At 55.9% G+C, this 24,953-nt stretch carries 26 protein-coding genes; 9 read left to right on the top strand and 17 right to left on the bottom strand.

The window, feature by feature from the left end; genetic code table 11:
* Positions 1-182: 182 nt before the first annotated feature.
* From marR to marB, 3 genes are read left to right on the top strand one after another with little or no spacing between them, the layout of a single operon-like run.
* The gene (gene marR, locus ACQG0S_RS10745; RefSeq protein ID WP_020884159.1) at positions 183-617 is read left to right on the top strand and encodes a multiple antibiotic resistance transcriptional regulator MarR; all 435 of its coding nucleotides are present in this window, start codon (positions 183-185) and stop codon (positions 615-617) included.
* 20 nt (positions 618-637) lie between these two features.
* Positions 638-1,018: an MDR efflux pump AcrAB transcriptional activator MarA gene (gene marA / locus ACQG0S_RS10740; protein ID WP_001303241.1), complete on the top strand. Its 381-nt coding sequence runs from the start codon at positions 638-640 to the stop codon at positions 1,016-1,018.
* 32 nt (positions 1,019-1,050) lie between these two features.
* Positions 1,051-1,266: a multiple antibiotic resistance protein MarB gene (gene marB / locus ACQG0S_RS10735; protein ID WP_023300098.1), complete on the top strand. Its 216-nt coding sequence runs from the start codon at positions 1,051-1,053 to the stop codon at positions 1,264-1,266.
* Between the two features lie 38 nt (positions 1,267-1,304).
* On the opposite strand, the gene eamA is transcribed toward marB, so the two are convergent.
* A complete protein-coding gene (gene eamA, locus ACQG0S_RS10730) occupies positions 1,305-2,204 on the bottom strand; it encodes an O-acetylserine/cysteine exporter (RefSeq protein ID WP_023330139.1) in 900 nt (299 codons plus the stop codon).
* 193 nt (positions 2,205-2,397) lie between these two features.
* On the opposite strand from eamA, the gene ydeE reads away from it, so the two are divergent.
* Complete coding sequence (gene ydeE / locus ACQG0S_RS10725; RefSeq protein WP_023306188.1) at positions 2,398-3,615, top strand: efflux MFS transporter YdeE; 1,218 nt, start codon at positions 2,398-2,400, stop codon at positions 3,613-3,615.
* Positions 3,616-3,661: 46 nt separating this feature from the next.
* Here ydeE and zinT read toward each other — a convergent pair whose 3' ends face one another.
* From zinT to ACQG0S_RS10685, 8 genes are all read right to left on the bottom strand, one after another.
* The gene (gene zinT / locus ACQG0S_RS10720) at positions 3,662-4,300 is read right to left on the bottom strand and encodes a metal-binding protein ZinT (protein ID WP_045308192.1); all 639 of its coding nucleotides are present in this window, start codon (positions 4,298-4,300) and stop codon (positions 3,662-3,664) included.
* A gap of 52 nt (positions 4,301-4,352) precedes the next feature.
* Complete coding sequence (gene urtE, locus ACQG0S_RS10715; RefSeq protein ID WP_063137742.1) at positions 4,353-5,051, bottom strand: urea ABC transporter ATP-binding subunit UrtE; 699 nt, start codon at positions 5,049-5,051, stop codon at positions 4,353-4,355.
* A 9-nt stretch (positions 5,052-5,060) separates the two neighbouring features.
* A complete protein-coding gene (gene urtD, locus ACQG0S_RS10710; RefSeq protein WP_023300093.1) occupies positions 5,061-5,858 on the bottom strand; it encodes an urea ABC transporter ATP-binding protein UrtD in 798 nt (265 codons plus the stop codon).
* On the bottom strand, positions 5,858-6,931 hold the full coding sequence (urtC, locus tag ACQG0S_RS10705) for an urea ABC transporter permease subunit UrtC (RefSeq protein WP_063137741.1): 1,074 nt from the start codon (positions 6,929-6,931) through the stop codon (positions 5,858-5,860). Before urtC ends, urtD begins: the two co-directional genes overlap by 1 nt.
* Positions 6,931-8,505 (bottom strand): urea ABC transporter permease subunit UrtB, encoded by a 1,575-nt coding sequence (gene urtB, locus ACQG0S_RS10700; RefSeq protein WP_063137740.1) that lies wholly within the window; start codon positions 8,503-8,505, stop codon positions 6,931-6,933. The genes urtC and urtB overlap by 1 nt, the downstream gene beginning before the upstream one ends.
* A 22-nt stretch (positions 8,506-8,527) precedes the next feature.
* Positions 8,528-9,799 (bottom strand): urea ABC transporter substrate-binding protein, encoded by a 1,272-nt coding sequence (gene urtA / locus ACQG0S_RS10695; RefSeq protein ID WP_063137739.1) that lies wholly within the window; start codon positions 9,797-9,799, stop codon positions 8,528-8,530.
* Between the two features lie 199 nt (positions 9,800-9,998).
* A complete protein-coding gene (locus ACQG0S_RS10690) occupies positions 9,999-11,102 on the bottom strand; it encodes a cobalamin-independent methionine synthase II family protein (protein WP_023300089.1) in 1,104 nt (367 codons plus the stop codon).
* A 156-nt stretch (positions 11,103-11,258) separates the two neighbouring features.
* A complete protein-coding gene (locus ACQG0S_RS10685; protein ID WP_023300088.1) occupies positions 11,259-11,669 on the bottom strand; it encodes a rhodanese-like domain-containing protein in 411 nt (136 codons plus the stop codon).
* Positions 11,670-11,742: 73 nt separating this feature from the next.
* On the opposite strand from ACQG0S_RS10685, the gene ftrA reads away from it, so the two are divergent.
* Entirely contained in the window at positions 11,743-12,738 is a 996-nt protein-coding gene (ftrA, locus tag ACQG0S_RS10680) for a transcriptional regulator FtrA (protein WP_063137738.1), read from the top strand.
* 148 nt (positions 12,739-12,886) lie between these two features.
* Here the strand turns inward: ftrA and ACQG0S_RS10675 are convergent, their stop codons facing one another.
* Complete coding sequence (locus ACQG0S_RS10675) at positions 12,887-13,249, bottom strand: hypothetical protein (protein ID WP_015570547.1); 363 nt, start codon at positions 13,247-13,249, stop codon at positions 12,887-12,889.
* Between the two features lie 242 nt (positions 13,250-13,491).
* On the opposite strand from ACQG0S_RS10675, the gene ACQG0S_RS10670 reads away from it, so the two are divergent.
* Positions 13,492-13,725 carry a DUF2554 family protein gene (locus ACQG0S_RS10670; RefSeq protein ID WP_063137737.1) on the top strand — a complete coding sequence of 78 codons (234 nt, stop codon included), beginning with the start codon at positions 13,492-13,494 and terminating at the stop codon, positions 13,723-13,725.
* Here ACQG0S_RS10670 and ACQG0S_RS10665 read toward each other — a convergent pair.
* Positions 13,722-15,686 carry a peptidase U32 family protein gene (locus ACQG0S_RS10665; RefSeq protein ID WP_169441102.1) on the bottom strand — a complete coding sequence of 655 codons (1,965 nt, stop codon included), beginning with the start codon at positions 15,684-15,686 and terminating at the stop codon, positions 13,722-13,724. The genes ACQG0S_RS10670 and ACQG0S_RS10665 overlap by 4 nt on opposite strands.
* An 80-nt stretch (positions 15,687-15,766) precedes the next feature.
* Positions 15,767-16,294, bottom strand: a complete 528-nt coding sequence (locus ACQG0S_RS10660) for a helix-turn-helix domain-containing protein (RefSeq protein ID WP_032624275.1) — start codon at positions 16,292-16,294, stop codon at positions 15,767-15,769.
* A 92-nt stretch (positions 16,295-16,386) separates the two neighbouring features.
* On the opposite strand from ACQG0S_RS10660, the gene ACQG0S_RS10655 reads away from it, so the two are divergent.
* The gene (locus ACQG0S_RS10655) at positions 16,387-17,553 is read left to right on the top strand and encodes a benzoate/H(+) symporter BenE family transporter (protein WP_048966352.1); all 1,167 of its coding nucleotides are present in this window, start codon (positions 16,387-16,389) and stop codon (positions 17,551-17,553) included.
* On the opposite strand, the gene ACQG0S_RS10650 is transcribed toward ACQG0S_RS10655, so the two are convergent.
* A complete protein-coding gene (locus tag ACQG0S_RS10650) occupies positions 17,533-18,405 on the bottom strand; it encodes a helix-turn-helix domain-containing protein (RefSeq protein WP_022648088.1) in 873 nt (290 codons plus the stop codon). The genes ACQG0S_RS10655 and ACQG0S_RS10650 overlap by 21 nt on opposite strands.
* A gap of 174 nt (positions 18,406-18,579) precedes the next feature.
* Between ACQG0S_RS10650 and ACQG0S_RS10645 the strand changes: the two genes are divergently transcribed.
* A complete protein-coding gene (locus ACQG0S_RS10645) occupies positions 18,580-19,476 on the top strand; it encodes a DMT family transporter (protein ID WP_045308102.1) in 897 nt (298 codons plus the stop codon).
* Between the two features lie 34 nt (positions 19,477-19,510).
* Here ACQG0S_RS10645 and ACQG0S_RS10640 read toward each other — a convergent pair whose 3' ends face one another.
* Together ACQG0S_RS10640 and ACQG0S_RS10635 are read right to left on the bottom strand one after the other, a co-directional pair.
* Positions 19,511-20,185 (bottom strand): DUF3313 domain-containing protein, encoded by a 675-nt coding sequence (locus tag ACQG0S_RS10640; protein ID WP_022648086.1) that lies wholly within the window; start codon positions 20,183-20,185, stop codon positions 19,511-19,513.
* 134 nt (positions 20,186-20,319) lie between these two features.
* Positions 20,320-21,915, bottom strand: a complete 1,596-nt coding sequence (locus ACQG0S_RS10635) for an ABC transporter substrate-binding protein (protein ID WP_022648085.1) — start codon at positions 21,913-21,915, stop codon at positions 20,320-20,322.
* 111 nt (positions 21,916-22,026) lie between these two features.
* Between ACQG0S_RS10635 and pepT the strand changes: the two genes are divergently transcribed.
* Positions 22,027-23,256 (top strand): peptidase T, encoded by a 1,230-nt coding sequence (gene pepT, locus ACQG0S_RS10630; protein ID WP_426750308.1) that lies wholly within the window; start codon positions 22,027-22,029, stop codon positions 23,254-23,256.
* Here pepT and tehB read toward each other — a convergent pair.
* Both tehB and tehA read right to left on the bottom strand, forming a co-directional pair.
* Positions 23,253-23,846 (bottom strand): tellurite resistance methyltransferase TehB, encoded by a 594-nt coding sequence (gene tehB / locus ACQG0S_RS10625; protein WP_022648083.1) that lies wholly within the window; start codon positions 23,844-23,846, stop codon positions 23,253-23,255. The two genes, pepT and tehB, sit on opposite strands and share 4 nt — an antisense overlap.
* On the bottom strand, positions 23,846-24,841 hold the full coding sequence (tehA, locus tag ACQG0S_RS10620) for a dicarboxylate transporter/tellurite-resistance protein TehA (RefSeq protein WP_063849031.1): 996 nt from the start codon (positions 24,839-24,841) through the stop codon (positions 23,846-23,848). The genes tehB and tehA overlap by 1 nt, the downstream gene beginning before the upstream one ends.
* Positions 24,842-24,953: the final 112 nt, after the last annotated feature.

The following is a 24,953-nucleotide window of genomic DNA, read 5'->3' as shown; positions in this document are numbered from 1 at the left end:
ACGTAACCATAATTGTCCCGCGAAACTAATAACCCCAGATTATCTATATGATTTAAAAGCGTACAGAAAAAGTTCCTGAAGCGTTTTAGCATTTCGTGGCATCGGCTGATCCATTCAGTTGACTTATACTTGCCTGAGCAATAATATCTGCCGTGACTAAACTACTTGCCAGGGCAACCATTGTGAAAAGCACCAGTGATCTCTTTAACGACATAATCCCACTGGGTCGTCTTATTCATATGGTTAACCAGAAAAAAGATCGCCTGCTCAATGACTACCTGTCACCGCTGGATATCACCGCAACACAGTTCAAAGTGCTGTGTTCCATTCGCTGCGAAGTGTGTATCACGCCGGTTGAGCTGAAAAAGGTGCTCTCTGTCGATCTGGGTGCGTTAACCCGCATGCTGGATCGTCTCGTCTGCAAAGGATGGATAGAACGAAGCCCTAACCCGAATGACAAACGTGGCGTACTGGTGAAACTGACCAGCGATGGCGCGGCCATGTGTGAGCAATGTCATCAATTAGTAGGACAAACACTGCACCAGGAACTGACAAAAAACTTAACGGCAGATGAAGTGGCAACGCTTGAGCTTTTACTCAAGAAAATCCTGCCGTAAACAGAAAAAGAGGTATGACGATGTCCAGACGCAATACTGACGCTATCACCATTCATAGCATTTTGGACTGGATCGAAGATAACCTGGAATCTCCACTTTCCCTTGAGAAAGTGTCTGAGCGTTCAGGTTACTCAAAATGGCACCTGCAACGGATGTTTAAAAAAGAGACCGGCCATTCATTAGGACAATATATTCGCAGCCGTAAGCTGACGGAGATTGCCCAAAAACTGAAAGAAAGCAATGAGCCGATCCTCTATCTGGCGGAACGCTACGGATTTGAATCGCAACAAACCCTGACGCGTACGTTCAAGAACTACTTTGACGTGCCGCCTCATAAGTACCGTATTACCAGTATGCCGGGTGAATCCCGTTATCTGTATCCGCTAAAACATTGCAGTTAATCATCGCCTGTTAAGACGTAACCGAGGAAATCATGAAATTTATCGTCTCCGCCGCCCTCACCTTGCTGGTGCTGGTTTCCGGCCAGAGCTTCGCGGAGCAAACCCCCAGTGCGGGGCAGCAAAATAATCGTGACACCATGATTATGCCGTCCACGCAAAACCAGTCGCCCTGGGACTTCAATCACATGGGCGCTGGCAGCGACAAATCCGACGAATTAGGCGTGCCGTATTATAATCACGACCTGTAATTCGTTTTTGCCCCGCTAATGCGGGGCTTTTTTCTGCCTTAACTCCGCACCCGCGTCGCCCGACGCACCCGCAAGCCAAAGACGTTGATATACAGCCCGGCCATAATCAGCCCTGCGCCACACAGTTGCAGCGCGCTGAGCGTTTCATCCAGCAACAGGGCGGCGCTGGCAAGCCCGACCACCGGTACCAGCAGCGATAACGGCGCCACGCGCCAGGTTTCATAGCGCCCGAGCAGCGATCCCCAGATGCCGTAGCCAATGATTGAGGCGACTAATGCCAGGTAGATCAGCGACAAAATGGTCGTCAGGTCGATCTCCACCAGGCTTTTCAGCATCACCTGCGGTCCATCCAGAATAAACGACGCGGCCATAAACGGCACAATGGGGATCAACGCGCTCCAGACCACCAGCGACATGATCCCAGGACGCGACTCATGCTGCATTATCAGCTTGTTAAAGATGTTGCCGCACGCCCAGCTCAGCCCCGCCGCCAGGGTGAGCATAAAGCCCAGCAGCGCGACATGCTGACCGTTGAGGCTGCCTTCTATCAGCACCAGCACGCCAAAGACCGCAAGGCTAATACCCGCCAGCTGTTTGCCCTGCAAACGTTCGCCAAAGACAAACGCGCCGAGAATAATGGTAAAGAAAGCCTGCACCTGAAGCACCAGCGAAGCCAGACCCGCAGGCATACCGAATTTGATAGCGCAAAAAAGAAACGCAAACTGACCAAAGCTGATGGTGAGGCCGTAGCCCAGCAGAAGCTTCAGGGGAATCTTTGGACGGGCAACGAAAAGCAGCGCCGGGAAGGCCACCAGCAGGAAGCGCAGACCCGCCAGCATGAGTGGAGGCATGTTGTGCAACCCCATTTTGATGACCACAAAATTGAGTCCCCACACCACGACAACCAGTAACGCTAACAGCCCGTCTTTCCGCGTCATTTTCCGCCTCTGAATTATTAAATTTTTGTAAACACTTCAAGGTAACAGAAAAAATACCCCCGCGAGAAGATCATTAATTCTGGTACTGAGGAGAAGCACTTGCGGATAAATTGGGTGCTATACAAGCTGCCGATCCCATGATAATCCTGTAATAACACAACAAAAAAAGCATAAGCATTTGTCGGGCAGGAAAATGAAACCATCAATCAGGCGCTCAACCGCAGCGCTGCTGGCATCGTCATTGTTATTAACAATTGGCCGCGGGGCAACGCTGCCCTTTATGACCATATATCTCACACGCGTGTACGATATGAGCGTGGAGAATATTGGCTATGCCCTTACCGTGGCGTTGACCATTGGCGTGGTGTTTAGCCTGGGGTTTGGCATCCTGGCGGACAAGTTCGACAAAAAACGCTATATGCTGGTCGCCATCGTGGCCTTTATCGCCGGGTTTGTGGCCATTCCGCTGGTGAATAACGTGACGCTGGTGGTGTTGTTCTTTGCCCTGATTAACTGCGCCTATTCCGTCTTCTCAACGGTGCTGAAAGCGTGGTTTGCCGACGTGCTGACCTCCAGCGAAAAGGCGCGCGTTTTCTCACTCAACTACAGTTTCCTGAACATCGGCTGGACGATTGGGCCGCCGGTTGGCACTCTACTGGTGATGTACAGCCTGCAACTGCCGTTCTGGCTGGCGGCCTTCTGCGCCGCACTGCCGCTCGGGTTTATCCATTTCTTTGTGCAGAAAAGCGTAGCGTCTGACAGCGTGGAGGAAAAAGCGCCGTGGCAGCCCTCGGTGCTGCTAAAGGACCGGGCGCTGTTCTGGTACACGCTCTCCGGCCTGCTGGCGTCCTACGTGGGCGGATCGTTCGCCAGCTGCATTTCCCAGTATGTCCTCGCCGCGTATGCGGACAGCGATTTCGCAGAAAAGGTGGTGGCCGTTGTGTTGCCCGTCAACGCGGTGGTGGTGGTCTCCCTGCAATACGCGCTTGGCCGCAAGATCTCCGCCAGCAACATCCGCCCGCTAATGACTGCCGCGACGCTCTTTTTCATCCTCGGGCTGGGCGGGTTTATGCTTTCCGGCGAGAACCTGCTTTACTGGGGGATTGCGGCGGCGATTTTCACCCTGGGTGAAATTATTTATGCTCCGGGTGAATACATGCTGATCGACAATATCGCCCCGCCGGGCATGAAGGCGAGCTACTTCTCCGCCCAGGCGCTGGGCTGGCTGGGCGCGGCGGCGAACCCGATGATCACCGGGCTCATCCTGACCCATCTGCCGCACTGGTCGTTATTTATTATTATGATGGCCGCCATTATTGCGGCATGGCTGATGGTTTTGCGCGGGATGCGCGTGAAAAGTGAAGATAGCGTGTCGGGTGGCGCTGCGCTTACCCGACCTGGAAAACCCTAATCCCACGCCGGGTAAGGCTAAGCCCCAACCCGGCAAATCCGACAGCCTAGTGGTGCAACATCTCCTCCACCACCTGCTCTTTGTACATCTCGTTCGGGTAGTAGGTCGGCCAGTTATCCATCTCTTTCAGCAGCGCCTCGTGGGAGGTGTTGCCCATAAAGATATGGAAGTGTGAAGAGGCTTTCGGCCCGATGGTATGATCGCTGAACTGCACAAACTTAGGCGCCTGGCTTGCCTTATCCTTACATTCAAACAGGTAGCGCACGCCTTTTTTCCCCGACGCATAGGTCAGAATTTTATAGCCGCTGTAGTCGTAGCGGCAGCTGCTCATCGTTTTGCCTCTGTGGAATTCCATCACGTTGTTTTCAATGCCGATGGCGTCCACGTCCGTCGCGTAGCCCTTACGGTAGTAGGCTTTCACCTCGGCAGCGGATTTTTCCCCCTTCTGCGCTTTCTTTTCGAAAACCGGATCCAGCGAACCATCAAGCAGGAACGGGTAAACAGACTGCCAGGTCCCGTCCCAGTCAGACAGCGTCCTGTCCCTGACGTCTTTATCCTCAAAGACGCCGTTTGCCGCCTTCTGTTCCGCCTCCGTCATCTGATGACCGTGCGAATGGGCAAAAAGCGAGCCGCTTACCAGCAGCGTTCCCAGAGTCAGCGCAATTTTTCCAAGTTGTGCAGCCACAGCAAAACCCTCATTCCGTGTTATAAGAATGAGGATGTTATAGTATAACATTTCAGATCGCAACCAGTCCGCGAACCCCCTCCTGCTCCATGTTCTCACCGCGCCCCTGCTGGACGATGCTGCCGCGCGACATCACCAGATAGCTGTCGGCCAGCTCCGCCGCAAAATCATAAAACTGCTCCACCAGCAGGATCGCCATATCCCCCCGGTTCGCCAGGCTGCGGATCACCTGCCCAATCTCTTTAATCACCGACGGCTGTATACCTTCCGTGGGTTCATCCAGGATCAGTAACCGTGGACGGCTCGACAGCGCGCGACCAATCGCCAGCTGCTGCTGCTGACCACCGGAAAGATCGCCTCCGCGACGGTGTTTCATCTCCTTCAGCACCGGGAAAAGCTGCCAAATCTCCTCCGGCACGCTCCTTGCGTTTCCCGCGGAGAAGCGCGACAGTCCCATCAGCAGGTTTTCTTCTACGGTCAGACGCGGAAAAATCTCCCGCCCCTGCGGAACATACGCCACGCCGGACTGCACCCGCTGGTGCGGTTTACTGTGAGTGATGGTCTTTCCCTGCCAGACCACCTCCCCGGCTTTCACCGGGATCAGCCCCATCAGGCACCTCAGCAGTGTGGTTTTCCCTACCCCGTTGCGCCCCAGCAGGCAGGTAACTTCCCCGACCACCGCCTCAAAGCTCACCCCGCGCAGAATATGACTTCCGCCGTAGTACTGATTCAGCTCGTTAACCTGTAACATCCCCTCTCCTTAGCGTCCCAGATAGACGTCAATCACCTGCTCATTGGCCTGTACCTCGCGAAGCGAGCCTTCGGCCAGTACGCGCCCCTGATGCAGCACCGTGACGTGGTCGGCGATGGTCTCGACGAAGCCCATATCGTGCTCAACCACCATCAGCGAATGCTTGCCTGCCAGAGTTCGGAACAGCTCGGCTGTGTATTCCGTCTCTGCGTCGGTCATACCGGCGGCGGGTTCGTCCAGCAGCAACAGATGCGGATCCTGCACCAGCAGCATGCCGATCTCCAGAAACTGCTTCTGCCCGTGGGAAAGCAGCCCGGCGCGGCGATCGCGCTCGCTGCCAAGCCGTAGCAAAACCAACATCTCGTCAATGCGGTCGCGCTGCTCGCCGCTTAGCGTAGCCCGCAGGCTCGCCCAGACGGACCTGTCGGCTTTCATGGCGATTTCGAGGTTTTCCCCTACGGTCAGCGCTTCAAACACGGTCGGTTTCTGGAACTTACGGCCAATGCCCTGACGGGCAATGGCCGCCGGTTCAAGGGCTGTCAGATCGATGGACTGATCGTAAATAGCCTTCCCGCTTTTTGGCCGGGTTTTGCCGGTGATCACGTCCATCAGCGTAGTTTTACCGGCGCCGTTAGGGCCAATGATGCAGCGCAATTCTCCAATGCCGATATTAAGTGAGAGATCGGTCAACGCCTGAAAACCATCGAAACTGACGTTAATGGCCTCGAGCTGTAACACCGGATCGGTCTGCTCACGGTAACGATCGCCCGGTAGCTGGCGGGTAAAGAGTCCTTCAGAGGGCTGCATTAATTCTCTCCCTTACGAAACAGACCGAACACGCCGCGCGGTAAAAAGAGCGTCACGGCGATGAAAATCAGCCCAAGAAACAGTTGCCAGTACTCCGGCATCGCCACGGTGAAAAAGCTCTTCGCACCATTGACCAGTGCCGCACCAATCACCGGGCCTACCAGGGTGCCGCGCCCGCCCAACGCCACCCAGATGGCCGCTTCAATCGAGTTGGTCGGCGACATTTCACCCGGGTTGATAATACCCACCTGCGGAACGTACAGCGCGCCCGCCAGACCACACAGTACGGCGGAAAGCGTCCAGACCAGCAGCTTGAAGCCGCGCGGATCGTAGCCGCAGAACGTCAGACGGTTTTCCGCATCGCGCACCGCCGTTAAAATGCGACCAAATTTACTCTTCGCCAGCGCGTAGCCTGTGCCCAGGGCCAGAAGCAGCAGCATGACCGTTGCGAGAAACAGCGCGATCCGCGTGGTAGTCGCCGTAACGGAAAACCCGAGCAGCGTGGTAAAGCCGGTAAAGCCGTTATTGCCGCCAAAACCGGTTTCGTTGCGAAAGAACAGCAGCATGCCCGCATAGGTCAGCGCCTGGGTCATGATGGAAAAATAGACCCCTTTTATCTTCGAGCAGAAAGCAAACCAGCCGAAGACCAGCGCCAGCAGGCCGGGGATCGTCACGATTAACACCAGCGCCCAGGCAAAATGCTGCGTTCCCCACCAGAACCAGGGCAGTTCGCTCCACGAGAGAAACGACATAAACGCGGGCAGCCCGTCCCCGGCCGCCTGGCGCATCAGGTACATGCCCATCGCATAGCCGCCCAGGGCGAAGAATATGCCGTGCCCCAGCGAGAGCATACCGGCATAGCCCCAGACCAGATCGAGGGCCACGGCGACAATTGCGTAGCAGAGGATCTTGCCGATAAGCGTCAACATCCACGTCGAAACGGCCAGCGGATGGGTGGCGGGTAACAGCGCGAGAAAAGGCAGCACCAGCAGCGCCGCAACCAGCAGACTGCCGAAGATTTGCGCGGTGCGCGGTGCCCTGCGCGCCAGAGTTAAGGTCAATGGCTGGCTCATCAGTCTGTCACCCTCCCTTTAAGTGCGAATAACCCCTGCGGACGTTTCTGGATAAACAGAATGATCGCCACCAGAATCAGGATCTTGCCCAGCACGGCGCCCATCTGCGGTTCAAGAATTTTATTGAAGATCCCCAGACCAAAGGCCGCCGCGACGCTACCGGCCAGCTGGCCGACGCCGCCGAGCACCACCACCAGGAACGAATCGATGATGTATCCCTGGCCCAGCTCCGGCCCCACGTTCCCCAGCTGGGATAACGCCACGCCGCCCAACCCGGCAATGCCGGACCCGAGGCCAAATGCCAGCATATCTACCCGTCCGGTGGGAACGCCGCAGCAGGCCGCCATGCTGCGGTTTTGCGTCACCGCCCGCACGTTGAGACCCAGACGCGTTTTGTTCAGAATGAGCCAGGTGAAGAACAGCACCAGCAGCACAAAGCCGAGCACCACAATACGGTTCCAGGGCAGCGTCAGGTTGGCGAAAACCTGCACCCCGCCGGACAGCCATGCCGGGTTAGCGACCTCAAGGTTCTGAGCGCCAAAGGTCATGCGGACCAGCTGGATAAGCATCAGGCTTATCCCCCAGGTGGCGAGCAGGGTTTCCAGCGGGCGGCCATAAAGATGGCGTATCACCGTGCGCTCCAGCACCATTCCGATGCCTGCGGTCAGGCAAAACGCCACCGGCAGCGCCACCACCGGATAAAGCGCCAGCCACTGAGGCATCCACTGCGCCATTACCTGCTGCACCATCCAGGTGGCATACGCCCCGAGCATCAGCATTTCACCGTGAGCCATGTTAATCACCCCCAGCAGACCATAGGTGATAGCCAGCCCGAGCGCGGCCAGCAAGAGTACCGACCCCAACGACAGGCCCATGAAGGCCTGCCCCAGCAGTTCGCCCCACATCAGCCGGTGCTGAATACGCTCCAGGCTCTCAGCGGCGGCGGCACGTACCCGTGCGTCCGGCTCGGTTTGCGTTTGGGTGAACGGCGTCAGCGTGGCCTGCACGTCCGGATCGTCAGACTGTCCTAACAGCTCAACAGCCTTGAGCCGTACTTCAGCCTGTGGGCTCGTCAACTGGAGGTTTGCCAGCGCCAGCATCAGCGACTGTCGGGTGACGTCGTCCGTTTCGCTACTGGCCCGCTGTTGCAGAAAGCCGAGCATATCCGGCTGGGCGTCACGCTGAAGTTGCCGCGCGGCATGACGCCTTTCTGTGACACTGTCACTGACAAGCTGATGCGTCGCCAGCGCCGTGACGGTTAACACGCGCAGTCGGTTGGTCAGCCGCACGGCTTTGGTCGTGCCTTCAGCGCTTTTTGCCGCGCCCAGGGCAACCATTTCGCCGTCGATGCGGGTAAATGCCTTCTTCTGGCTGTCGGTATAAAGGTTCTCCTGTTGCAGCGCCTTAAGCAGCGGCAAACGTGCAGGTTCCGGCGTGGCTGCCCAGCGGATCAGCATGGCGGTTTGCTGGCTGCGGCTAGCGGCAACGAAATCATCGGCATCCGATGCCTGCGCCATCCCTGGCAGCAGTCCGGTAAGCCACACAATCGCAATCATCATGCGTATGGCGTTCATGACGTCTCTCCCTGGTGGTGGCTTAGTTGCTGGCGGTTTTCATCGGCTGGTCAGGCTTTTTGTCATTCCCGGCGATAAACGGGCTCCACGGCTGAGCGCGTACCGGCTGTTCGGTTTGCCAGACGACGTTGAACTGGCCGTTGCCTTCAATTTCACCAATCATGACGGGCTTATGCAGGTGGTGGTTGGTGGCGTCCATGGTCAGCGTAAAGCCAGACGGCGCGTTGAACGACTGGCCCGCCATTGCCGCGCGCACTTTGTCCACGTCGGTTGTTCCCGCTTTTTCAACCGCCTGCGCCCACATATGCAGGCCAACGTAAGTCGCTTCCATCGGATCGTTGGTGACCACGTTATCGGCATTCGGCAGCTTATGGGCTTTCGCGTAGGCTTTGTAAGCCGCGACAAAGGTCTGGTTGGTCGGGTTGTCGACGGATTCAAAGTAATTCCACGCCGCCAGGTTACCCACCAGCGGTTTGGTATCAATGCCGCGCAGTTCTTCCTCACCCACCGAGAACGCCACCACCGGCACGTCCGTGGCTTTCAGCCCCTGGTTCGCCAGTTCTTTATAGAAAGGCACGTTGGAATCACCGTTGATAGTGGAGACCACCGCCGCTTTGCCGCCCGTGGAGAACTTTTTGATACTGGCGACAATGGTCTGGTAATCGCTATGACCAAATGGGGTGTAGACCTCTTCAATATCTTTATCTTCAACGCCTTTCGAGTGCAGGAAGGCGCGCAGGATCTTGTTCGTAGTGCGCGGGTAAACGTAGTCCGTACCCAGCAGGAAGAATCGCTTCGCGCTGCCGCCGTCCTCGCTCATCAGGTACTCCACCGCCGGGATCGCCTGCTGGTTAGGCGCCGCGCCGGTATAGAAGACGTTAGGTGACATCTCTTCACCTTCATACTGCACCGGATAGAACAGCAAACCGTTCAGCTCCTCAAAAACCGGCAGAACCGATTTACGCGATACGGAGGTCCAGCAGCCAAACACCACGGCGACCTTATCCTGGCTCAGAAGCTGGCGGGCCTTTTCGGCAAACAGCGGCCAGTTGGATGCCGGGTCAACCACCACCGGCTCCAGCTTTTTCCCGAGCACGCCGCCTTTAGCATTGATTTCATCGATGGTCATCAGGGCGACATCTTTCAGGGGCGTTTCTGAAATGGCCATCGTACCGGAGAGAGAGTGCATAATCCCGACTTTAATGGTCTCTGCGGCCTGGACGCCAAAGCTCATTCCCATGGCGATGACGGAGGCGGACAAGGTGAACGCTTTAATAAAGGTACGACGGTGCATATTTTCACTCCTGAAAAGAAAGCTGTGCGAAGACGTCCGTTACCGCCGGACGCAGAAAAAAGTAACGCCAGTTTCAGGAGAGCAAAAACAGTGCCAGGTTGCAGAGACAGGATTTTAAAGGGATCGAAGAGAGGAGTGACGGGAAACGACTCAGAATGGTACAGCGCTGCACTGTAATAATGCAGCGCTGTAAACGGCGTTACCAGACGTCGCTGGCGATTTGCGTTACCAGGCGAACTTTATCCCACTGTTGGGCTTCGCTCAGGCTGTTACCCTCTTCCGTAGAAGCAAATCCGCACTGCGGGCTGAGGCAAATCTGCTCTTTCGCCACGTAGCGCGCAGCCTCTTCCAGACGCGCTTTCACCCCTTCCGGGTTCTCCAGTTCACCGTGTTTGGTGGTGATCAGCCCCAGAACCACCTGCTGTTTACCCGGGCGCACAAAACGCAGTGGCGCGAAGTCCCCGCTACGGTCGTTGTCGTACTCCAGGAAGAACGCGTCGACGTTCACCGTGCCGAACAGCACCTCCGCCACCGGCTCATAGCCGCCCTCGGAAATCCAGGTTGAGCGGAAGTTGCCGCGGCAGACGTGCAGCCCGACGGTCAGATCGTCCGGTTTGCCCTCCAGCGCCTTATTCAGCACCCGGGCATAGGTCCGGGCAAGTTCGTCTGCATCGTCACCGCGCTCGCGGATCTGGCGGCGCTGGTCCTCCGAACAAAGATAGGCCCAGACGGTGTCATCCAGCTGCAGATAGCGGCAGCCTGCATCGTAAAAGGCCCGAATGGCATCGCGCCAGGTGGTCGCCAGATCGTCAAAGTAATCCTTCAGATCCGGGTAGACCGTAGCATCAATATCCTTGCGGCCACCGCGGAAGTGCAGCACGCTCGGGCTTGGAATGGTCATCTTCGGCTGTGCATTACCGCTAATGCTTTTGAGGTAGCGGAAATCTTCCAGCATAGGATGATCGCCGAAGCCCAGTTTGCCCGTTACGCGCACGCCATGGGCTTTAGTCTGCACCCCGTTGAACTGAATGCCCTGCTGGGAATCATAACGCTCCACGCCCTGTAGCCCGTCAAAGAAGTCAAAGTGCCACCAGGCGCGGCGGAATTCACCGTCCGTTACCACATGCAGACCGCAGGCGCACTGCTGCTCGACAACATGACGAATGGCCTCGTCCTCAACCGCGCGAAGCTGCCCGGCATCGATTTCACCGCTGGCAAATTGCAGACGGGCCTGTTTAATGGCATCCGGGCGTAAAAAACTGCCGACTACATCGGCGCGGTACGGAGCATGGTGTCGCTGCATGGAAATCTCCTCTGTCTGTCGGCGTTAATTGCCCACAGTGATAATTCATCTCTTGAATTTTTAGACTTCTGGATGTCTAAACGTCCTGAAAAGATGTCATACCGGCTCGCCGCCGACAAACGAGAAAATTTCATCTGTGTTGAAATAAATTCATGTTCACAGAGCGGGTGATGAAGATCCTGCAAACGCGAACCGCTCATCTTCCCAGCCGGTCATGCCCCCGAGCATAATCTTAACCGGCAGACCCAGACGCGCCAGCTTTAGGGCCGCCCTGTCCGCCCCGTTGCAGTGCGGGCCTGCACAATAGACGACAAACAGCGTGCCCTCCGGCCACGCTTTCATCCGCTCTGCGGTGATCTGGCTCCAGGGTAAATGCAGCGCGCCGGGCAGATGCCGCCGGGCAAAATGTTCAGGCTTTCCGACAACGTGCAGCAGAACAAAGTCCTGCTCACCGCTGGATACCGCGTGATGGACATCGGCGCAGTCCGTCTCGACACTCAGACGACGCAGAAAATGTCCCACAGCTTCCTGCGGCTCAGCAGCCGGAAATTCAGTAACATAGCTCATGAATCTTCCTCATTTGTGGTGTTTGTGTTAACACTACTCTATCCCTTAATTCAGCCAATGAATGCGTCCGCCTATGCCAGAAAACAGCAAAAAGATGACAAACTTAAGACATCCCTCGCCGCGCGCGGTCGTGCTGGCATATGACGGTTTATGTACCTTTGAGTTTGGCGTGGCGGTAGAAATCTTTGGCTTGCCGCGCCCGGAGATGGGCGATGACTGGTATCAGTTTGCCGTGGCGAGCGTGGATGATGGCGAACTCCGGGCAACGGGCGGGATCCGTATTCTGGCCGATGGCGATCTGGGTCTGCTGGAGACGGCGGATCTGGTTGTCGTTCCTGGCTGGCGAGGGCTGGACGAACCCGTACCGGAAGCGCTCTGCCAGGCGCTCCGCGCGGCGCATGCCCGCGGCTGCCAGCTACTCTCGATCTGTTCTGGCGTTTTCGTTCTGGCAGCCTCAGGCCTGCTTGACGGGCGGAAGGCAACCACCCACTGGCGCTACACGCAAGCGCTGAAAACACGCTATCCCGCCATTACCGTGGTCGAAGATGTGCTCTACCAGGACGAAGGCGACATTCTCACTTCCGCCGGAAGCGCCGCGGGGATTGATCTGTGCCTGCACGTGGTGCGCCGGAATTATGGTATGGAAGTGGCAAACCGCGTGGCGCGTCGGCTGGTGATCCCGCCCCATCGGGACGGCTCGCAAACCCAGCAGCTTAGCCGACCGGTGGCTCAGTTGCGGGAGAGCCAGCGCCTGGGCCAGTTGTTTGATTATCTTCACCAGCATCTGGCTGTTTCCCATACCGTCGAATCGCTGGCCCTGCGGGTGGGTATGAGTCAGCGCACCTTTCTGCGCCGTTTCCAGGACGCGACCGGAACAACGCCCGCGCGCTGGTTATTGACTGCGCGATTGCAGCGGGCAAAAGATTATCTCGAAAACAGTCGGCTCAGCATCGACAATATTGCGGAACAAACCGGATTTGGACAAAGCGCCACGCTGCGCCACCATTTCCGGCAGCAATTTGCGCTTTCACCCGCGCAATATCGCAAACAATTTTTACCAGTACGATAAACGGGCAAAAAAAAACCGCCATAATCTGGCGGTAAATGCTTGCATGGATAGATTTGTATTTTGGTATCTACGCTCCGGTATTCCATACCGGGATGTGGATCACCTGCAATCTACCACTGTGAGCCTCAACGAAGCATAAACGAATCGATTAACCCGCTTTGGTATTAATTTGCAGATAACGCATCAGCCCCTGCTCTGCACTCTGGCGGGCATCATCATTAATCGCTTCGAGATAAAACGCACGAGAGACCCCATACGGCGCCTGCTCGGATGGGTAAACAGCGAACTGGAAGGTTTTGCCCCTCGCCTTATTGGTACAGCCCAGCTCCCAGCGATCTTCACTTACCTGGGTGCTATTACATTCGACACGTCCGTAATCGCTGGTTAAATACGATCCGACACGGCTTTTTGCTGACTGAATATATTCTGGTTCTTCATTTGAATAGATGCTGGCCGCAGCACCCACCGCAACCACTACGCCCAGAAGTGATAGCACGATTATTTTTTTCATTTATTCGATCCAATCCTTAGCCAGAAAAATCTTATTGTAAATGATTTCCCAATAAATCTAGCTTCTCTTTGCATACCAGAAATGGGAGTTTACAACGACGATATTGCTTTTAAGAATAGTCTTAAGTGAGTTTTATGGCGACCACAATTTTTGACAGTCTATTTTCTCAAATTTAAAGAGTCGAATAATTACTCTATGAAATTATCTCTACGATGACCGTAGCGTATTTTCGGGGGTAAAAGATGTTCAGAAAAGGCTTTTCGCTACTGCTGCTGATTAGTGCACTGTTGTCGGGGCAGATTATGGCAGAGCACAAAGGGCATGAATTTGTGTATGTGAAAAACGCCGACCATCAGCTTCGTCATGAAGCTGACAGCGACGAGTTACGCAGCGCAGCAGAGGAGTCTGCGGAGGGGTTGCGCGAGCACCATGCCTGGCAGAAATCGCGCAAACCGGATACCCACTCTGCGGGTTAGCTGCCTTTACGCTTCGGCAGGGTCTTCATCAAATCGTCAGGGCTGACGGAGGCCACAATGCTGCCCGGAGACGGCATTTTGAAGATGTGATTCTTCATCTTGCCGATAACGTGCATTTCACACGGACGGCAGTCAAACTTCAGCGTCAGTACTTCATCGCCATTCACCAGCTGCATCGGCGTCGCTTTCCAGCTTTTAATATTCCCTTTCGCCTGTTTCGGACAAAGGTTAAAGGCAAACCGCAGGCAGTGTTTGGTGATCATCACCGGCACATCGCCCTTCTCTTCATGCGCTTCATACGCGGCGTCAATCAGTTGCACGCCGTGACGATGGTAAAACGCACGCGCTTTGTGGTTGTAAACGTTCGCAAGGAAAGAGAGATGCGTGTCCGGGTAGACCGGCGCAGGCACCGCTTCGGCCTTACGACTGCCGCGCGGATAGTTTGCCAGGCGTGCTTCATCCAGCATCTCAGCCGTTTCACGGCGGAACTGGTTCAGCAGGCTGTTCGGCACGAACAGCGCATCCGGCAGATTCACCTCAATATTGCGCGCATAATAAATGGTCTGCCCGAGCTTCGCTACGCCATCCTTGAGGTTGCTAAGCGCTTTCTCCGCATTGTTCGCCACCTCGAACAGGCCATCGAGCGTATGCGTCACGCTGATGCCGTCTTCGCAGGTCATGGTCAGGATCAGCTGCTCTTCCCAGCCACCCAGCGCGATATCCACCGCAATGCGACGCTCGCTGGAGGTCTTGAGCAAGGCCTGCTGCCAGTTGTGATCCAGGTTACGGTTCAGCGCCGCATTCGGGCGGGCTTTGTAAAGGTCGGCAGGCATTTCGTTCGGCCAGACGCGATAACGATTTTCGCCGGTTTTCTCCACCGTATTGGCGCGAAAACCAACCACTTCACGTTTGATCAGCACGTTGAGGCCATCGCCGTTCGCCAGCGGCTCTGTAACCTGAACGTCAAGATGATCCTTCGCCACTTTCAGCACTTCACCCACCGGCAGACCAATAAACTTCGGTGAATCGAACGCGCCAATATCCCCTTTGCGCGCATTAACGAAATAATCCGTACTGCCGCGGTGGAAAGTTTTGTCCGTCGACGGAATAAAGAAATGCTCTGTACGACCGGCGGACGCGCGCGCCAGGTCACCGCGATCCTCGATGATGGCATCCAGCATCTGACGATAATGGGCGGTGATATTTTTCACGTAGCTCATGTCCTTGTAGCGGCCTTCAATTTTGAAGGAGCGTACGCCGGCATCGATCAGCGCGCCGAGGTTTGCCGTCTGATCGTTATCTTTCATCGACAGCAGGTGTTTTTCGAATGCCACCACGCGGCCCTGATCGTCTTTCAGGGTATACGGCAGACGGCAGGCCTGAGAGCAGTCGCCGCGGTTAGCGCTGCGCCCCGTCTGGGCGTGAGAGATATTACACTGCCCGGAATAGGCCACGCAAAGCGCACCGTGGATAAAGAATTCAATGGTCGCGTCGGTGGTCTGGTGGATATCGCGGATCTGGTTAAGGTTCAGCTCGCGCGCCAGAACAATCTGCGTAAACCCGACGTCTGAAAGAAACTTCGCCTTCTCAACGGTGCGGATATCGCACTGGGTGCTGGCGTGCAGCTCAATTGGCGGGATATCCAGTTCCAGAACACCCATATCCTGAACGATCAGAGCGTCAACGCCGGTCTGGTAGAGATCGGTAATAAGACGCTGCGCGGGCTCCAGCTCATCATCATGAAGAATGGTGTTCAGGGTCACGAACACCTTCGCCCCGAAACGGTGGGCGAACGGTACCAGTTCGGCAATGTCGCGCAGGCTATTGCTGGCGTTATGACGGGCACCGAAGCCTGGGCCGCCAATGTAGACGGCATCCGCACCGTGAAGAATGGCTTCACGGGCAATGGCGGCGTCGCGGGCCGGGCTTAGCAGTTCAAGATGATGGGGGTGCAGGCGCATACTTCGTCGTTATCCGTTATGGTCAAAATGGCGGCTATTGTAGTCAGAAGTCTGTGCCAGTGAAACCGTTTTGCGACGCTTTAGCGGGGATAATGGATCAGAGAGTGAAAATGCACCGTCCGGGTGCTGCTGTTGCGGTACGCGTGCGGTTTATCGCCGGCAAAACGCACGCCTGAATCAGCGTATAGAGTGCGCCAGACACCGTCGATATGCATATCCAGCTCACCGCTTATCACCACCACGTGTTCAATCACCCCGGCTTCGTGCGGCGTGGACTCACTCAGCGCGCCGGGCGACAGGGTGATGGAGAAATGGTCGAACTTAAGCTGTTCATCCCAGGGGAAAAGCGGTTTCACCACCATCGCCTGCTGCTGCGGATCGAACACCGCCTGCGGTTCGCTCTCTGGAGTGATAAACGCCGAAAAAGGTACGTTCAGCCCGGTAGCAATTTTCCACAAGGTTGAGACCGTCGGGCTGGACTCATTGCGTTCGATTTGCCCAAGCATCGCTTTCGACACGCCCGTCTCTTCCGCCAGTTTCGACAGGCTCCAGCCCCGCGCCTGACGCAGCGCTTTCAGTGTGGTTGCCAGATGTTGAGTGATATCCATGGTTCCTCCCGTTGCAGCAAAGCATACCACTTGTACGCTATAGCGCACAGTGATACCTTATCCCGGACGTTATAACGCACAACGGAGTTCACATGCGATCGACTGCCTCTCTCTTTCCTGCCGTGCTGGCCGGTTTTGTTGCCGTTCTGGTGGGCTACGCCAGCTCTGCCGCCATTATCTGGCAGGCGGCTGCGGCGGCGGGCGCCAGTACACAGCAAATCGCCGGATGGATGACCGCGCTGGGGCTCGGGATGGGGATCAGCACGCTTGCATTGTCGTGGTGGTATAAAGCCCCGGTGCTGACCGCCTGGTCGACTCCTGGCGCGGCGCTGCTCGCCACCAGCCTGCAAGGCGTGACGCTGGCGGAAACCATAGGGGTATTTATATTTGCGAATGCGCTGATTCTGCTGTGCGGCGTCACTGGCCTGTTTGCCCGGTTGATGAAACTGATCCCGCACTCGCTTGCCGCCGCTATGCTGGCAGGCGTGCTGTTACAGTTTGGCCTGAAGGCATTCAGCAATCTTGAGGGACACGTGCTTCTTTGCGGCAGTATGCTGGCCGCCTGGCTGGTGGCTAAAGCCGTGGCGCCCCGGTATGCCATTGTCGCCACGCTGCTGGTGGGGGTGTTCGTGGCCTGGGCTGGAGGTGACGTTGTCACGAGTAAAATGACGTTATCGGTGATCATGCCGGAATTCATTGCCCCTGCGTTCACCTTCACCAGCCTGATCAGCATCGGCTTACCCTTCTTCCTGGTGACCATGGCGTCGCAGAATGCGCCCGGCTTCGCCACCATGCAGGCATCGGGCTATCCGCTGGCGGTCTCACCGCTGATCGTTGCCACCGGCGGGCTGGCGCTGCTGTTGTCCCCCTTCGGCGTCTATTCCATCTGCATCGCCGCCATCACCGCCGCCATCTGCCAGAGCCCGGACGCCCACCCGGATGCCAGTAAACGCTGGCTGGCAGCGGCGGCCGCAGGTGGGTTTTATCTGCTGGCGGGGGTGTTCGGCGGGTCGATTTCGGGGCTGATGGCCGCCCTGCCGCTGAGCGGCATCCAGACGCTGGCCGGGCTGGCCCTGCTCGGCACTATCAGCGGGAGTTTGTATCAGGCACTGAATCATGAAGCAGAGCGCGACGCGGCGATCGTCACCTTCCTGATGACCGCCAGCGGCGTCACGCTCCTGGGAATTGGCTCCGCTTTCTGGGGGCTGGTGCTGGGTGGGATCTGTTACGCTGTCTTCTCACGCCTTCGCCGCGCGTAGCTGTGACGGCGTGATGCCGGTCATGCTGCGAAAACGGTTACTGAAATGGCTGGCGGAGTTAAATCCGCAGGCAAGCGCGATGTCGGTGAGCGGCGTGGTCGTGTGCTGAATCAGCGCTTTGGCCTTCTCCATGCGGCGCTGCATGACGTACTGATGCGGCGCCAGCCCCATCGACTGGCGGAACATCCGCGCAAAGTGATACTCACTGAGTGCGGCCTGGCCCGCCAGTTCCGCCAGCGTTAAGGGTTGCGCCAGATTTTCCTCGATAAAGGCCAGCACGTTGCGCAGCACAAACGGCGATAGCCCGCCGGTGACCACCGGTAACTTCCACTGGACGCTGGAATAGTGCTGGACCAAATGCGTCAGTAATAAGGTCGACGCAGTGCTCAGGGTGAGCTGATTGGCGTTTTGCTGCCAGTCGCAGCCGAGCAAAAACTGGCGATAAAGGGCGGTGATTTTCGGATCGCTGCCGAAGATTTTTTCCTCCAGCGTCAGCGATAGCGGTCGTTTATCCCAGATTTTCTCCCCCACGTCCCGCAGGTGTTCATCGGTGCAGTAGAGGTGCACGAACGACAGGTCATCACGAATATCCCATGTGGATTCGCTCTCTTCCGGCATCAGACAAAAACGGTCCGGCCCACCGCCATTTTTCCAGCCACCCGGCGTTTTTTGATAGCTTTCATAGCCATCCGCCACGTACAGGCTAAGGGTGTGATGGTTGCTTTTCACGGTGATCGTGTCGTGCTTGTTGTACCACGCCGCCAGTTGAATGCCAGTATTGAGCGCGACGGTTTCCCGCAGCACTGCATTTTTTTGGCGTAACGTTTCAAAGGTGTCGTAAACGAGAGACATGGCCGTAAACAGGTGATTAATCAGACTGTCAGTCTAAGAAGTGTTGCAGCCTGTTACCAGCCATTGTGCGAGAAAAAAGCGCAAGAATTTGCAAGTCCGGCGCAAGGCGATGAAAGCCGGGGCCCCCTTCTTTCGCCACACTGTTGTTTTTCGCGGTATGAGAAGAGAGACACCATGAACGCATTACTCTATGGGCTGGTTGTTGTTATCTGGGGCACGACCTGGATCGCCATTTTTTTACAACAGGGGCCGGTTGCAGCGCCGGTCTCCATTTTCTGGCGCTTCGCCGTGGCCAGCGCCACGATGATGATCGTCCTGGTCGCCCTTCGTCGCCTGCGCAGGCTGGCGCTGCGGGATCATCTCTATTGCATGCTTCAAGGTTGCTGCGTTTTCTGTTTCAACTTCTGGTGCTTTTACACCGCCGCCGCCCATATCAATACCGGCCTTGAGTCGGTGATTTTCTCGATGGCCGTACTGTATAACGCCATCAACAGCTTTATCTTCTTCGGCCAGCGTCCACCCGCGCGCTTCTGGACGGCGGCAGCGCTGGGGCTTATCGGGATCATTACCCTGTTCTGGAACGATCTGCTCGCCAGCGGCTGGAGCGCGTCATTGCTTACGGGCATCGGGCTTTCCGCCCTCGGCACCTACGGCTTCTCGCTGGGGAATATGATCAGCATGCGTCATCAGCGAAACGGGCTGGAAACCATGACCACCAATGCCTGGGCGATGCTGTATGGCACCGTCGTGATGGGCCTTATCGCTCTCTTCAGGGGCGATAGCTTTATGCCGGAATGGACGGTGAGCTATATGGGGGCGCTGCTCTATCTTGCGCTGTTTGGCTCGGTGATTGCCTTCGGCGCCTACTTTACGCTGGTAGGCCGCATTGGTCCCGGTAAGGCCGCGTACAGCACCCTGCTGTTCCCGCTGGTGGCGCTGTCGATTTCAACGGTGTACGAGGGTTACGTGTGGCATATCAACGGGATCGTCGGCCTGCTGTTGATATTGGGGGGAAATATGGTGATGTTTACGAAACCGGAAACCTGGTTCCGCCGCCTGCTGACGGCATAAAATAACGGCCTGCGTAAATGCAGGCCGTTTTTTATTATTTTGCTGTCTGATGGACATCAAACATGGTGGCATCGGTCGCCATATCATCCACAACCTGTTTCAGTGTGGCGAATCCCAACGGCGTGTTCTCGTTGGCAAGCTCTTTACCTTCACCTTTACGAACAACTTTAACTACCGGTTTGTTCGTGGCGGCATCAATCAGCTCACCTTCAAAGAAAAGATGCGTATCCATGGTGCGATGGCCAGTTGCCATCTGCGTACCCGCAACCAGCAGCGCGACGGGCACCACTTCATAGAACTGCAAACCTTCTTTCTCTGAGCTCACACCCGTGATGGCGCCGCGGAAGATCAGGCTATGTTTGCCCGGCGTCGTCACAATTGGCTTACGCTGGCCAATCGCGTTTTTTAATGTGTTATTGGTGTAACTCAACAATTCATCAAGCGTTTTTTGCCCAAGCTGTGTGGTTGGCTTTGGTGTCGGATAATAGGTTATCGGGGTCCAGATAATACTGTCGTAGTTCGCCGGATCATAGGAAGGATCGACCCAACGCAAGGTTGGTTTCCCGGTTGCTGATGTCATCTCCTGCAAGTCAGAGTAATCTTTTAAAAAGCCTGAATATTGATCGGGGGCTGCGACTTTTGACGCACAGCCAGAAAGGGCCAACAGGCCAGAAAGCACTGCAACTTTAAAAAAAGTGGAAGTACGCATGATGGAGTTCCGAGTTATCTGCAAGTATGCACTTGAAGTTATAACAAAAAACAGAGGGAAATGTTGTGGCAAAAAATGACGGGGAAGGCACAAATTGTAAAAATAGTGCCCGGACGGATCCGGGCAGAAAAATATTACTGTTTTATATCTACCTGCCAGAACAGATGTTTGCCGAAGGGATCGATTTCATAGCCCGTGACCTCTTTTCTGACTGGCTCAAAAATGGTCGAGTGGGCAATCATAACCGCCGGCATTTGATCGTGCATCATCTGCTGCGCCTGCTTGTACAGCGCCACGCGTTTTTCGCGATCGGTTATCGATTTTGCTTCGGCAATCAGGTTATCAAACGGCTTATAGCACCATTTGGCCGAGTTCGACCCGCCGTTGGCGGACGTACAGGTAAACAGTGGTCCGAAGAAGTTATCCGGATCGCCCGTCGCCGTTGTCCAGCCCATCAGCGCAGCCTGATGCTCCCCGCCCTTCACGCGCTTCAGGTATTCGCCCCATTCGTAGGTCACGATTTTGGTCTGCACGCCTACTTTCGCCCAGTCCGCCTGGATCATTTCAGCCATACGCTTCGCGTTCGGGTTATACGGCCGCTGCACGGGCATAGCCCACAGATCGATGCTTACGCCGTTGGCAAATCCCGCCTCCTTTAACAGCGTTTTCGCTTTTTCTGGATCGTAATCGTAGTCTTTCAGCTCGCTGTCGGCACTCCAGACGCCAGGCGGCAGCAGGTTTTTCGCCGCCGTGCCGGTGCCGTGGAAGACCGCCTCAATGATGGCCGGTTTGTTAATCGCCATCGCCAGCGCCTGGCGCACTTTTACGTTATCCAGCGGCGGCTTTTGCGTGTTAAATGCCAGGAAACCGGTATTCAGACCGGCCTTGCTCATCAGGTTGATGTCTTTGTTAGCCTTCATACGCGGCAGATCCGCCGGGTTTGGGAACGGCATCACCTGGCACTCATTCTTCTCGACTTTGGCAAAACGCACCGAGGCGTCCGGCGTGATGGTGAACACCAGTCGATCCAGCTTCGATTTTCCCTGCCAGTAGTCCGGGAAGGCGGTAAAGAGGATGCGGGAATCCTTCTGATATTGCGCCAGTTTAAACGGCCCGGTGCCAATCGGCTGCATATCAACCTTTTCAGGCGTGCCCGCTTTCAGCATGGCATCGGCATACTCCGCCGACAGGATGGAGGCAAAATACCACGCCAGATCGGCAACAAACGGCGCTTCCGGGTGCGCCAGGGTGAAGCGCACGGTGCGATCGTCAACCTTATCAATGGCGGTAATCAGGCTGCCGAACTCCAGACTTTCGAAGTTGGAATAACTGCCGTTGGAGACGTTATGGTAGGGATGATTCACATCCTTCTGGCGCATAAACGAGAAAATCACGTCATCCGCGTTGAAGTCGCGCGTCGGCGTGAACAGTTTATTACTGTGGAATTTCACCCCTTTGCGCAGGTGGAAGGTGTAGACCTTACCATCCTCGCTCACCTCCCAGCTTTCCGCCAGGCTCGGCACCAGTTCGGTAGTGCCCGGTTTGAAATCGACCAGACGGTTATAAACCGGTACGGCGCTGGCGTCCACGCTGGTCCCCGACGTATAGAGCTGAGGATTGAAATTTTCCGGCGATCCTTCGGAGCAATACACCAGCGTTTTTGCCGCGACGGTGGAACTGACCGTCAGCGCAGCAAGCGCCAGCGTTATCATTGTGAATGTGCTTTTCATCATTTATTCCTGTCTTTTTAATTCGACGGCTAATTACTTCTTTTGCCATTTCATAAATAACATTAAAGTGATGGCGCAAACACATGAAAAATAAATACAGAAGGAAACACTATGGGCTCAGAACTCTCCAGACAATTAACCCAACGCTTTTTCCGCTATCTCGCCATCACCAGCCAGAGCGACCCGAAAGTCAAAACCCTGCCCTCCACCCCGGGCCAGCACGACATGGCGCGGGAGCTGGCGAAGGAGCTGGAAACGCTGGGGTTAGACGATATTGTGATTGATGAGTTCGCCACCGTTCCCGCCGTGAAAAAAGGCAATATTCCCGGCGCGCCGCGGATTGGTTTTATTACCCATATCGATACCGTTGACGTCGGTTTATCCCCGGATATTCATCCACAAATATTAACCTTTACAGGAGATGATCTCTGCCTGAATAAAGAAAAAGATATTTGGTTGCGCGTAAATGAGCACCCGGAAATTCTGGCTTATCCTGATGAGGAGATTATTTTCAGCGACGGAACCAGCGTATTAGGCGCAGATAATAAAGCGGCCGTCACCGTGGTCATGACGGTGCTGGAAAACCTCACTGCTGAACATAAGCATGGCGATATTGTGGTGGCGTTTGTGCCCGATGAAGAGATTGGTCTCTGTGGCGCGAAAGCGCTGGATTTGAAGCGCTTCGACGTCGATTTTGCCTGGACCATCGACTGCTGCGAGCTGGGGGAAATTGTTTACGAGAACTTTAACGCGGCGGCGGCTGAAATTCGCTTTACCGGCGTCACGGCGCACCCGATGTCCGCCAAAGGGGTGCTGGTCAACCCGCTGCTGATGGCAACGGATTTCATCAGCCATTTCGATCGCCAGCAAACCCCGGAATGCACCGAGGGGCGCGAAGGTTATATCTGGTTTAACGGCATCCAGGCCGGGCAAAACGAAGCGGTGCTGAAAGCCAACATTCGTGATTTTGACAAAGAGGGTTTTGCCGCCCGCAAGCAGCAAATTGCCGATGTGGCAGCGCGGATTGCTGCGCAGCATCCCACGGCAAACGTGGAGTATCGCATTGAAGATACCTACAGCAATATCAGCAATGCGATTGGCGAAGACCGCCGCGCGATCGACCTGATGTTCGAGGCGATGGAATCGCTCGGTATCACCCCAAAACCGATCCCCATGCGCGGTGGCACGGACGGGGCGGCCCTGTCAGCCAAAGGCTTGCTCACCCCGAACTTCTTCACCGGCGCCCATAACTTCCACTCAAAGTTTGAGTTTTTACCGCTGTCGTCGTTCGAGGCCTCCTGTCGCACGGCCTTGCAACTCTGTCTGCTGGCCGCGCGTTAAGCGGGCTTGCGTGCGAGCATGGTGGCGAAGCGCAGCTTGATACGGTTGCCGTTGGCATCGGTACGGTGGAGTTCCCCCACCTCTTCGTTGTACTTGATCAGCTCCCAGCCTTCGTAGTAGTGGCTCAGTTCACCGGTTTTGAAGGCAAACGGGAAGCCGACGGTGCACGGATAATCCTCCGTATCCATGGCGGCAACGATCAGGTTATAGCCGCCTGGTTTAGTGCAACGCTGCATATTGGCGATAAGACCAGGGATGGTTTTCGCTTCGAGAAACATCAACACGACGGTGGAAAGAATAAAGTCGTATTCGCCGTCAAAGGTCAGGTTGTTCAGATCCTTTATCGCCGTTTGCAGATTCGCGATCCCTTCCGCCGCCTTAATGCGCTCGATGTTATCGATGCTCATCGGGTTTTTATCCCACGCCGTCACGTCATAGCCGTTTGCAGCGAGGTAGAGGCTGTTACGGCCATTTCCGCTACCGAGATCGAGCGTTTTTCCCGGCTTAACAATGTCCGCGCAGAGCAGGACCTCTGAGTGCGTGCGGGTCAGCCCATATTTCTCAGTAAAGTAGTTTTCATCGACAGTCATTATTTTTCCTCAGATTGCATTAGCAGTGCCTTATCAGCGCGCACCAGAAGTTTGCCCTGCATCAGCAAGATAAAAGTACGGACCAGCAGCATCGCGATGATGATGTTGGTGAAAATAAACAGGGGAACCGCGAGGGCATGAAAGAACCCTGACGGACTGCTCTGCCCCAGATGTAAACCGGTGGTCGCCAGCGCCGACACCCCGAACGAGAAGCTCCAGAACGACACGTTGAACGGCTGCGACAGATACCACGGCATCAGACGCAGCATAAACAGGAGTTGCAACAGACCATAGCCGAAAAGCATTTTGGCGAAGGTGTCCGCTTCGCCGCCGTTGACGCTAAACCAGGCGCTACAGGCCACCAGGGCAGGCGCAAGCTGGATCCCGAGCGAAGTACGAAGCGCCGCGGGCAGTTCGCCCGCGCTGCGCAGGCGTTGCAGAATGACCGGCTCGAGGCTCAGCCAGGAAAAGACCCCGGCACCAAGGAACACCAGCCCCGCATCGTGGAAACCCAGCGCACCGCAGGCCATGGCGCTGATAAAATTGTTCGCTACCGTCGGCAGATACAGTCCCGGCGTCGTGGCCTCTTCCGGATGCTTACCGCGCCACAGCCCGGCGCTTTGCCAGGCGGCATACGCAAGCTGGATCACCACGCCTACGCTAAACAGCACCAGCGACACTGGTCGGCACCACGGCACAAAGCCAATGGCCACCAGTAGCGTTGTGGCTGGAAACAGGCTGACAAAACTGCTCATTACCGGATGCAGCATCTCGGCCAGCACGCTATGTGGAAACCGTACCGCACGGGTAAGAAACGCCACGCTCAGCAGGAACCAGATCGCCACCGCCAGCGCCACCAGGATGTCGCCCGGCCAGCGCGTCACCGGCCAGATAGTACCGGCATAACGCCAGGCGAACCCCATACCTATGGTACCCAGAACCATACCGAAATAACCGGCGGGCAAGTTAAGAACGCGTTGGTCTTGGTTATGCATTTTTTTTAAACTTTAAAATGTATTTTAAATGCCATTTTAAGGGGTTTACCGTGCAGACGCCAGCACTTCGAAACGCCAAAAGTTTGCTACGTTTAGTGAATGGCTTTTCAGG

This window comes from Enterobacter cloacae complex sp. 418I7 (assembly GCF_050030705.1).
Classification (GTDB): domain Bacteria; phylum Pseudomonadota; class Gammaproteobacteria; order Enterobacterales; family Enterobacteriaceae; genus Enterobacter; species Enterobacter intestinihominis.
The sequence above is the reverse complement of the archived record's forward strand: the minus strand, read 5'-3'. Positions and strand labels throughout refer to the sequence as shown.

Coding starts and splice junctions, on each gene's coding strand:
- ACQG0S_RS10645 (WP_045308102.1), top strand. CDS start 18,580: ATGAACGCATTACTCTATGGGCTGGTTGTTGTTATCTGGGGCACGACC.
- eamA (WP_023330139.1), bottom strand. CDS start 2,204: ATGACGCGGAAAGACGGGCTGTTAGCGTTACTGGTTGTCGTGGTGTGG.
- ACQG0S_RS10685 (WP_023300088.1), bottom strand. CDS start 11,669: ATGAGCTATGTTACTGAATTTCCGGCTGCTGAGCCGCAGGAAGCTGTG.
- ACQG0S_RS10640 (WP_022648086.1), bottom strand. CDS start 20,185: ATGCGTACTTCCACTTTTTTTAAAGTTGCAGTGCTTTCTGGCCTGTTG.
- marA (WP_001303241.1), top strand. CDS start 638: ATGTCCAGACGCAATACTGACGCTATCACCATTCATAGCATTTTGGAC.
- marB (WP_023300098.1), top strand. CDS start 1,051: ATGAAATTTATCGTCTCCGCCGCCCTCACCTTGCTGGTGCTGGTTTCC.
- ACQG0S_RS10675 (WP_015570547.1), bottom strand. CDS start 13,249: ATGAAAAAAATAATCGTGCTATCACTTCTGGGCGTAGTGGTTGCGGTG.
- ACQG0S_RS10660 (WP_032624275.1), bottom strand. CDS start 16,294: ATGGATATCACTCAACATCTGGCAACCACACTGAAAGCGCTGCGTCAG.
- ACQG0S_RS10665 (WP_169441102.1), bottom strand. CDS start 15,686: ATGCGCCTGCACCCCCATCATCTTGAACTGCTAAGCCCGGCCCGCGAC.
- ACQG0S_RS10655 (WP_048966352.1), top strand. CDS start 16,387: ATGCGATCGACTGCCTCTCTCTTTCCTGCCGTGCTGGCCGGTTTTGTT.
- tehB (WP_022648083.1), bottom strand. CDS start 23,846: ATGACTGTCGATGAAAACTACTTTACTGAGAAATATGGGCTGACCCGC.
- tehA (WP_063849031.1), bottom strand. CDS start 24,841: ATGCATAACCAAGACCAACGCGTTCTTAACTTGCCCGCCGGTTATTTC.
- urtB (WP_063137740.1), bottom strand. CDS start 8,505: ATGAACGCCATACGCATGATGATTGCGATTGTGTGGCTTACCGGACTG.
- ydeE (WP_023306188.1), top strand. CDS start 2,398: ATGAAACCATCAATCAGGCGCTCAACCGCAGCGCTGCTGGCATCGTCA.
- urtD (WP_023300093.1), bottom strand. CDS start 5,858: ATGCAGCCCTCTGAAGGACTCTTTACCCGCCAGCTACCGGGCGATCGT.
- pepT (WP_426750308.1), top strand. CDS start 22,027: ATGGGCTCAGAACTCTCCAGACAATTAACCCAACGCTTTTTCCGCTAT.
- ACQG0S_RS10670 (WP_063137737.1), top strand. CDS start 13,492: ATGTTCAGAAAAGGCTTTTCGCTACTGCTGCTGATTAGTGCACTGTTG.
- ftrA (WP_063137738.1), top strand. CDS start 11,743: ATGCCAGAAAACAGCAAAAAGATGACAAACTTAAGACATCCCTCGCCG.
- ACQG0S_RS10690 (WP_023300089.1), bottom strand. CDS start 11,102: ATGCAGCGACACCATGCTCCGTACCGCGCCGATGTAGTCGGCAGTTTT.
- urtE (WP_063137742.1), bottom strand. CDS start 5,051: ATGTTACAGGTTAACGAGCTGAATCAGTACTACGGCGGAAGTCATATT.
- ACQG0S_RS10650 (WP_022648088.1), bottom strand. CDS start 18,405: ATGTCTCTCGTTTACGACACCTTTGAAACGTTACGCCAAAAAAATGCA.
- urtC (WP_063137741.1), bottom strand. CDS start 6,931: ATGAGCCAGCCATTGACCTTAACTCTGGCGCGCAGGGCACCGCGCACC.
- ACQG0S_RS10635 (WP_022648085.1), bottom strand. CDS start 21,915: ATGAAAAGCACATTCACAATGATAACGCTGGCGCTTGCTGCGCTGACG.
- urtA (WP_063137739.1), bottom strand. CDS start 9,799: ATGCACCGTCGTACCTTTATTAAAGCGTTCACCTTGTCCGCCTCCGTC.